This is a genomic window from Gemmatimonadota bacterium (genome assembly GCA_026706845.1).
Classification (GTDB): Bacteria; Latescibacterota; UBA2968; order UBA2968; family UBA2968; genus VXRD01.
In genome coordinates this window covers 30831-35593 of record JAPOXY010000094.1, presented here as the reverse complement: position 1 = coordinate 35593, position 4763 = coordinate 30831, and the positions used below count along the sequence as shown (strand labels likewise).

The 4763-nt window shown below is 50.0% G+C and carries 6 protein-coding genes; 4 read left to right on the top strand and 2 right to left on the bottom strand.

All coding sequences use genetic code 11. The features are described from left to right. The 3 genes from OXG87_09650 to OXG87_09640 all read left to right on the top strand — a co-directional run. A partial coding sequence (locus OXG87_09650) for a DUF3179 domain-containing (seleno)protein (protein MCY3869810.1) occupies positions 1 to 256 on the top strand: 256 nt, incomplete at its 5' end. Positions 257 to 291: 35 nt separating this feature from the next. Then, the gene (locus OXG87_09645; GenBank protein MCY3869809.1) at positions 292 to 1182 is read left to right on the top strand and encodes a transporter; all 891 of its coding nucleotides are present in this window, start codon (positions 292 to 294) and stop codon (positions 1180 to 1182) included. 172 nt (positions 1183 to 1354) lie between these two features. Beyond that, positions 1355 to 2248: a hypothetical protein gene (locus tag OXG87_09640; protein MCY3869808.1), complete on the top strand. Its 894-nt coding sequence runs from the start codon at positions 1355 to 1357 to the stop codon at positions 2246 to 2248. Between the two features lie 58 nt (positions 2249 to 2306). On the opposite strand, the gene OXG87_09635 is transcribed toward OXG87_09640, so the two are convergent. After that, entirely contained in the window at positions 2307 to 3512 is a 1206-nt protein-coding gene (locus OXG87_09635) for a mandelate racemase/muconate lactonizing enzyme family protein (protein MCY3869807.1), read from the bottom strand. A gap of 12 nt (positions 3513 to 3524) precedes the next feature. Then, positions 3525 to 4109: a hypothetical protein gene (locus tag OXG87_09630; GenBank protein MCY3869806.1), complete on the bottom strand. Its 585-nt coding sequence runs from the start codon at positions 4107 to 4109 to the stop codon at positions 3525 to 3527. Positions 4110 to 4271: 162 nt separating this feature from the next. Between OXG87_09630 and OXG87_09625 the strand changes: the two genes are divergently transcribed. Then, positions 4272 to 4763 (top strand): phytanoyl-CoA dioxygenase family protein (locus OXG87_09625; GenBank protein ID MCY3869805.1); only part of this gene is annotated, 492 nt, incomplete at its 3' end.

Below are 4763 nucleotides of genomic sequence, written 5' to 3'. Positions count from 1 at the left end.
CTATTACCACCAGGAGCAATACGCAATACCCTTTAATCGGGTGGTCGATGGACAGACCCTCACATTTGAGAAAACGCTCCCCCGCGACACGGTCTATCCCTTTCTCCTCCGCGACAAGGAGACGGGCAGCACCTGGAACCTCAAAGGCGAAACCATTGCTGGGCCACTCCAAAATAAGACCTTAGAACAACTACCTTCCCATAATGCCTTCTGGTTTGCCTGGGCAACCTTCTGGCAGAATACTGGAATTTATTAGACGGACAATGTCCTTCTAAAATTTTAGACTCCTCCATGCACTGCTTTTATTGGCTCGCCCTCTTTATTCTTTTACCCCATACCGCTTACGCAGGTGCCTGGACACTCGCAAAAGGCCATCTCTGGGGCAAAATCACAGGCATGGCGCAATCGACAAATGAAGAATATGTGGCCGTTGGCGGCGCAGGTCGCGAACCCGATCTCAATCGCCTCTATGAACCCGGAGACCGCGCGCACTATCGCGAAAATGGGCACTACAATTCACAGGCACTCTTTATCGACCTGTTTTACGGCCTGAGCGATCGCATCGACATCGGCATACAAATTCCCTACTATCGTCGGGAATTTGAAAACATCAGCTTCCGGCCAGCGAATATCGCATCGGGTTTTGGTGACATGCGAGGGATTGCCAAAATCAACATTGCACAAACCCCTGTTGTGGGCACAATAAAATTTGGAACCAAAGCCCCCACAGGCAAGTTTCAAAACCAGGACGGAATTATTTCCGCAGGTGAAGGCCAGTGGGATTTTGAATTAACCGCACAAATCGGCCGATCTTTTTGGCCCTTTCCACTGTACGCCAACGTCGATATGGGGTACCGCGTCCGCCTGCAAAACAATACCACCAATTACGACCCTGGCGACGAGTGGTTTTTAAACTCAGAAATAGGTTATAATCCCATCGACAAACTCATCCTCATCCTCAAATTAGAGGGCATCAAAGGTAGATCCTCCCGCGTATTGGGCCTCGAACTATCCAGCGATATCAGGCGCATTACCTATTTCGCGCCCACGCTCCTCATAGGCCCCTTTCAAAACCTGAGCTTCGAAACCTCTGTGCGCATAACCGCTGGTGGACGCAACTTCCCCGCCGGTCATATATGGACCGCAGGGATTTCATACTCGGGTCTCATGGGCAAAATGTGACGCTACCCCGCGCTCGGGTTTATGCATCTATCCACAATGTACTCGTTTACTCCAACTCCAAACATTTGCAAAATAGCCATCTTTTATTTATCTTCGCACCTGAGCAGTTTGAACAGCGGATCGATTACCGCTGGGCTGTTTGTGGTAAAACACTTTATTAGAAAGGAAAAAAATGAGCATTTCCACGCCGCATTCTAACCCATGTATAAAATTCCTTCTCGCCATCGCCCTCTGTGTCCTTTTACCGCATACTGCTTATGCAGGTGCCTGGACACTGCAAAAGGGCCATTTTTGGGGCAAAATTACAACCTTAATTACATCGACCTCAGAAAGATATGACGCAGCAGGAAATACAGGTGGATTTGGACCAGCCGCTGCAGCAGCTGTATATAATTCACGGTCAGTATATCTCGACTTTTTTTACGGCATAAACGACCGCGTTGACATCGGCTTACAAATCCCCTTTATCAGCAATAAATATGATCACGACAATTTTAATTTTCCAGGTTTTATTGCTCTGGACGCATCGGGTATTGGAGACGTTCGCGGATTTGCCAAAATCAACCTCGTGCAACAAGATGTTGTGGCAACCCTCAAATTGGGATTCAAAGCCCCAACAGGTGCTTATGACGATGGGCAAGACCCCGCAGGTACGTATAAAAATGAGGGCATGTCCGTGGGATCGGGCCAATCAGATATTGACTTGATTCTGCAATTGGGACGGTCTTTCTATCCCGCTCCCGTTTACGCCAATCTCGACCTGGGGTATCGTTTCCGCATGGAAAACAGTACCAGCGGATTTAACCCTGGTGAAGAGATAATTTACAATGCTGAAGTCGGTGTCACTCCCACCGACATACTCCTCCTCGCGCTCAAATTAGAAGGCATCGCTGGCGCAGAAGGCAGCAGGGGGAATGACGATATAGGCATCACGTATCTTGCCCCCACAGTGTTCATTAATGTGCACCAAAATGTGAGTATTGAAGCCTCGGTGCGCATCCCTGTTGCCGGACGCAATTTCTTCGGTGGCCGCTTGTGGGGCGTAGGACTTTATTTTGAAAAGTAATCTGTAAATGCACAGCGAATAAATTTGAGCGGGTGGAGGTTTTGCCCGCTCTTCTTTTTTATAAAATCACATGCTCGCCACCCGTGCTTAAACGCCCGTGATCCCAGGGTGTAATCCATTCTTCGGCAATATCCATTCCAAATCCCGGCGCATCCGACGGCACCAGATAGCCATCTTTGGGCACGGGCACGCCCGGCATCCGCGCGACTTCTTCCAGGGGCACCCCCACGGGTGTACTCAAATGAAATTCACACAAGGTACACTCGGGCATCGCATAGCAAAAATGCTGTCCATAAGCCGAATTACAGCCCCCGTGCGGACTGCTCTTAATACCGGCGGCTTCTGCAATGTGATGAATCTTCACAGCCTCGGTCATCCCTCCGCACCAGTGCAAATCGGGTTGCACGACATCCACACAGCGATTTTCCACGAGTTGGCGAAACGGAATCCGCGTGTGGTGATCCTCACCCGTTGCAATGGGAATCCAGGTCATGGCTTTTTTCAATTGAATATGCCCTTCGAGGTCTTCTGGAAATAGCGGCTCTTCCATCCATTTCAATTCGTAGGGTCTGAGCCTTTCCCCAAGACGAATAGCAAATTCCACATCGTAAGCCATCACGGGATTGATCATCAACTCGGCATTCACGCCCACAGTTTCTCGCGCCAGGGCGACCTTTTCCTCCATAATATTTATACCCGTGATACCCTGCTCGTAATGCACGGGATTCGTAATTTTAAACGCCTCAAACCCAAGCTCAATCGACCAATCGAGATCATCGCCTGTACAATAACACCGAATCTTCTCGCGGGATGGTCCCCCAAGCAATCTGTAAACAGGCTGATCGAGCAACTTTCCCTTCAAATCCCACAGAGCCAGATCAATTGCACTCTGCGCGCAAGCGGACAACCCCAGCGACCCGTGCCTTTTGGAAGCCCGCCACATCATATCGTTGAGATGCTCTGTCGCAAAACAATCTCGTCCCTCCAATAGTGGCGCGTAAAAAGCATCGATCAATGCGGCAACCGGTTCGCCAAATCCCGTTCTGCCCAGGCCCCATGTGCCATCCTCAGCCGTTATTTTAACCCATACGCCCCGCCCGCCAATACCCGGCGACTTGCTCGGTACATCTGGCGGAAACTCCGGATATTTATTCATCGGCAGGCCAATCGGTGACGAATGCCGCCAACTCGAACGGCGGGCGGGCGTTATCGGTTTCTGTTGTGGAATGGAAACATTCACAGCTTCAATGGACTTGATCTTCATAATTCCTCCAATTCATGTATTGAGCATATAGCCAAAAATGAGAAACGCAACCCCGGCTCCCACAACACTACCCACCAAAATCTGAGATACAGAATGAGCCTGTAATACGAACCGTGCCCACGAAACCAGTCCTGCGGGAACAACAGCCCACCAGCTACCATAGAGCGCGACTACCACACCACAGGCAGCCCAAAGCCCCATAGCGTGTAAGCTAATTTTCCACTGCATCGTTATCAAAAACGCGACAGTGCTCAGAACGGCGACACAGACCATCAGCGCATATATCACAGGCGGCGAGTGTATGAGATAAAGAATACCAACACCCACCCAGGAACTCGCGCAATAAAATAAAAGCGGTCGCAGTCGGTCGCGGCGTTCTGGAATAAACAACTCGCTAATCTCACCTCGACGACGCATGTACAATACCACACCCCAGGGCGCGAAAACACTAAAAAACAGCGCGACCAAAACACACAATACAATCCAGGTACCCGAACCAGACGCCTCAAGGGATACCAGCACAATCACAACCCCCAGCACAAACACGGGATTTAAAACCCGAGAAACGCACATGGCAAATTTCTCTTTATCAATCATGAGTCTTCCCATCATTTTCAGACAAAATAACGAACCCCGTCCAGAAAATCAAAACTCAAGTTTTTGCTCTCGGATACGATACCTTGACAACACCTTTGCATTAAACTATTTTGCTGACATTATCCACTGATTTGGCAAAGGGTTAGAAAAGAGGAGCATAACATGACACCTGAAACAGCCCTGAAAACGCGGGAAAACATGCTCCGCGATGGGTACTGCGTCATAGACGATATTTTGACCGACGAGTTCCTCGAAGAACTGCGCGAAGAATCCGAGCGGTTAATTGCCAATCACATTGAGCATGAGGAATTTAGATATCAGGGTCAACACGTGAATGTGCGTGGTGAAGACAATCCGAGCATCCAAAAACTGCTGGAATGGGAACCATCGCGGCGGGCACTCGAACAACTGGGCTTCGGAGATTTCCAAACCGGTGGCGGCATCATCATCCTCACCAAAGAACCCAAAGGTCCACCGCTCTACTGGCACCAGGACTGGATGCAATGGAACGATCCCATCAGTTGCTCACCCTGGCCGCAGATCATATTTCTAAACTATTCTCTAACCGATACCGCAGTGGAAAACGGCTGCTTGAAAGTCATCCCCGGCACCCACCTCAAGCGCATCCCCCCCCACGACCAACTGGCGCCCGCC